The organism is Dietzia sp. B44, assembly GCF_014145245.1.
Classification (GTDB): domain Bacteria; phylum Actinomycetota; class Actinomycetes; order Mycobacteriales; family Mycobacteriaceae; genus Dietzia; species Dietzia natronolimnaea.
In genome coordinates this window covers 1-3,832 of the sequence record NZ_JAALEF010000340.1, presented here as the reverse complement: position 1 = coordinate 3,832, position 3,832 = coordinate 1, and the positions used below count along the sequence as shown (strand labels likewise).

At 70.8% G+C, this 3,832-nt stretch carries 4 protein-coding genes; all 4 read left to right on the top strand.

Annotated features, from left to right (window positions below; genetic code table 11):
- On the top strand, positions 1–870 hold an 870-nt coding region (locus G6017_RS16855), incomplete at its 5' end, for a magnesium transporter MgtE N-terminal domain-containing protein (RefSeq protein ID WP_241731496.1).
- Positions 867–1,418: a DUF1003 domain-containing protein gene (locus G6017_RS11420; RefSeq protein WP_182610526.1), complete on the top strand. Its 552-nt coding sequence runs from the start codon at positions 867–869 to the stop codon at positions 1,416–1,418. The genes G6017_RS16855 and G6017_RS11420, both read left to right, overlap by 4 nt.
- 72 nt (positions 1,419–1,490) lie before the next feature.
- The gene (locus G6017_RS11415) at positions 1,491–2,627 is read left to right on the top strand and encodes a lytic transglycosylase domain-containing protein (protein ID WP_182617435.1); all 1,137 of its coding nucleotides are present in this window, start codon (positions 1,491–1,493) and stop codon (positions 2,625–2,627) included.
- A gap of 39 nt (positions 2,628–2,666) precedes the next feature.
- Positions 2,667–3,806, top strand: a complete 1,140-nt coding sequence (locus G6017_RS11410; RefSeq protein WP_179525585.1) for an Mrp/NBP35 family ATP-binding protein — start codon at positions 2,667–2,669, stop codon at positions 3,804–3,806.
- Positions 3,807–3,832 lie beyond the last annotated feature (26 nt).

Here is a 3,832-nt window from a genome sequence, read left to right as displayed (position 1 = left end):
CGTGGGCGCGGGCCCCTCGGCCGCCGGGGGCCGGTGTCGATCCAGCCCTGGAGCCGGATCGAGGGGTTCGACGACGACGCCATCGGCACCCCGGAGCACGGAGCCGAGAGCCTGGTCGAGCACTACGCCGATCTCCGTCCCGCCGATGTCGCGCACGCCCTGCGTGAACTACCCGAGGTGCGTCGGCTCGAGGTGGCCCGCACCCTCGACGACGAACGACTCGCGGACATCCTCCAGGAACTGCCCCACGACGAGCAGACCGAGATCGTGACCCGACTCGAGCTGGAACGGGCGGCGGACGTCCTCGAGGCGATGGATCCGGACGACGCGGCGGACCTGCTGGGCGAGATGCCGGAGAAGGACGCCGAGTCCTTCCTCGAACTCATGCATCCGGAGGGCTCCGCACCCGTCCGCCGCCTGTTGACGTTCGACGCGGACACCGCCGGCGGGCTCATGACGCCGGAACCCATCATCCTGTCCCCCCAGACGACAGTCGCGGAAGCCCTGGCCCACTGCCGCAATCCCGACCTGAGCCCGGCGCTGGCGAGCCTCGTCTTCGTGGTCCGACCCCCCACGGCCACCCCGACGGGCAAATATCTCGGATGCGTCCACATCCAGGCGCTGCTCCGGGAGTTGCCGTCGACGATGGTCGCCGAGACCGTGGACACCAGCCTGTCCAGCCTGCGTCCCACCGACTCGGTGGACTCGGTGACGAGGTTCTTCGCCACCTATAACCTCGTGTGCGGTCCCGTCGTGGACGACGAGGGCCATCTCCTGGGGGCGGTCGCGGTGGACGACCTCCTCGACCACCTGCTCCCCGAGGACTGGCGTGACATGGACCTCCACGACCACAGGGAGGTCCGTCGGTGACCGAACCGGGCACGCGCTCCGCTCTCTCCACACCCGTCACCTCGCGGCGGCCCCGCATCAGTGTCGACCCGGACGCGGTGGGCCGGTACAGCGAGGCCATCGCCCGGTTCTTCGGGACCGGCCAGTACCTGCTGATCCAGACGATCCTCGTGATCGTCTGGATCCTCATCAACGTCACGGTCGTGGCGATGCGCTTCGACCCCTATCCGTTCATCCTCCTCAACCTCGCGTTCTCCACCCAGGCGGCCTACGCCGCCCCCCTCATCCTCCTGGCCCAGAACCGTCAGGAGGACCGCGACAAGGAGTCGATCGCGGAGGACAGGCTGCGGGCCACCCAGACCAAGGCGGACACCGAGTTCCTGGCCCGGGAACTGGCCTCCGTCCGGCTCTCCGTGGGTGAGACGGTCACCCGCGACTACCTCCGCCGGGAACTCGACGACCTCAGGAGCTCGATCGAGCGCATAGAATCGCTGCTCGCGGACCAGAATTGTGACGGCGGTAACACCGAACGCCGCAAAAGCGATTCAGACACCAGGGGCCGGAGGTAGCGTCGACCAGCACGGCAGCGATGCCGCGACGCACCCCGCTCGCGACACCGTCCGGACGTTGTAGGGGGAACTTTGCGCAAGATCGCGCACAACACTGATCGACGGGCACTGACCAGCGCCGCGGTCGCCGCGGGCGTGATCGGCGTGCTCACCGCCGTGAGTCTGACGATGGACCACAGTCGGCCCACCGGGGCCTCGGGAATCGTCCAGGCGGCCGAGACCGCCACCCAGGATCCGACGACGACCGCGGCGGGTGCCACCACTCCGACCTCCGAGAACCCGCCGCCGAGCGACGTCCGGGACCCCGGCGCCGCACACATCGAGCCCGCGACGATCCCGGACGGCCCCCTCGGGATCCCCGGCATCGCCCTGGACGCCTACCACCGCGCCACCGACCGCCTCAACCTCGAGAAGCCCGCGTGCGAGATGGACTGGACACTTCTCGCGGGCATCGGCCAGGTCGAATCCAACCAGGGCCGTGGACGCTTCGACGCGCAGGGCAACACCATCGGCCGCATCCTCGGTCCCCGCCTCGACGGCTCGCTGCCCGGCACCGCCGTCATCACCGACACCGACGGCGGGCGGTTCGACGGCGACACCGAGTTCGACCGGGCGGTCGGCCCCGTGCAGTTCATCCCCTCCACCTGGGCGGTGCTGGGTCGGGACGGCAACGGCGACGGCGTGGCCGACCCCAACAACATCTACGACGGTGCACTCGCGGCCGCGACCCTGCTGTGTGGACAGGGCGGTTCGATGGGTGACCCCGCGGCCCGCACCCGGGCGGTCCTCGCCTACAACAACTCGCTCGCGTACGTGGCCAACGTCAACGCCTGGGCGCACGGCTACGCCGTCAACTCCTACCCGTTGCCGTCGGACCTGCCGGAGATCCACAAGCCCAGGCCGATCGTGGAACCACCGAAGACCCCCGAGCACTGCCCGGACGGCTGGGAGGGTCGGCCCACCGCGGCACCGGAGCCCGCGCCGCCGGGCGAGCCCGGCCGTCCGGTACCCGGATGTACCGAGGTGACCCCACCGCCGGCTCCCCCGGCAGTACCCACGCCGCCGTCTCCGTCCCCGTCGCCGTCCCCGGAGAACGCGCCGGCGCCTCGTCCCCCTGCGCCGCCGGCCCAGGTCGCGCCGGCCCCACCCGGGCTCCCGGTGTTCGAGCTCCCCTGCATCGCACCGTTCTGCGTGCCGCCGCCTGCCTGAATCGCCCGCCCGGACCCCGACGCCTAGACTCGGGGCATCATGAGTGCACCCAGCGAAGAAGCGATCCGCGCCGCCCTGGCCAAGGTCGACGACCCGGAGATCAGAAAGCCGCTCACGGAGCTCGGCATGGTCAAGGGCGTCGACATCGACGAGGGATCCGGCCGGGTCGGGATAGGCATCTACCTGACGGTGGCCACGTGCCCGATGCGGGACACGATCACCGACCGGGTCCGCACCGCGGTCTCGGACGTCGCCGGTGTGGGCGAGGTCGTGGTCGAGCTCGACGTGATGAACGACGAGCAGCGCACGGAACTGCGCAAGCACCTCCGGGGGGACGCGGCCGAACCCGTCATCCCGTTCGCCCAACCGGGGAACCTCACCCGCGTGTACGCGGTCGCCTCGGGCAAGGGGGGCGTGGGCAAGTCCACCGCCACGGTCAACCTCGCGACCGCGCTCGCGTCCCGTGGACTGTCCGTGGGCGTCCTCGACGCGGACATCTACGGCCACTCGATCCCCCGCATGCTGGGCACCGATGCCCGGCCCACCCAGGTCGAGCAGATGATCCTGCCGCCGGTCGCGCACGACGTCAAGGTCATCTCGATCGCCCAGTTCACCAAGGGGAACACCCCGGTGGTGTGGCGTGGCCCCATGCTGCACCGCGCCCTCCAGCAGTTCCTGGCCGACGTGTACTGGGGCGACCTCGACGTGCTGCTGATGGACCTACCGCCGGGAACGGGTGACGTCGCCATCTCGATCGCCCAACTCATCCCGTCGGCGGAGATCCTCGTGGTGACCACACCGCAGCAGGCCGCCGCCGAGGTGGCCGAGCGGGCGGGGTCGATCGCTCTCCAGACCCGTCAGCGGATCGCGGGCGTCATCGAGAACATGTCGTGGCTCGAACTCCCCGACGGCACCCGCATGGACGTCTTCGGCACCGGCGGTGGGGCCGAGGTCGCGGCGAACCTCTCACGCTCCGTGGGGGCACCGGTGCGCCTGCTCGGCCAGGTGCCGCTCGAGCAGGCCGTCCGGGAGCACGGCGACGAGGGCACCCCGATCGTCCTGGCGGAGCCGGATTCACCGTCCGGCAGGGCGTACAGGGAGATCGCGGACGGACTGGCCGTCCGGCCGCGCGGACTGGCGGGGATGAACCTCGGGATCGACACCACGCGCCACCTCTGACCGCCGGACCGGCCGGACCGCCGCAC

Coding starts and splice junctions, on each gene's coding strand:
- G6017_RS11410 (WP_179525585.1), top strand. CDS start 2,667: ATGAGTGCACCCAGCGAAGAAGCGATCCGCGCCGCCCTGGCCAAGGTC.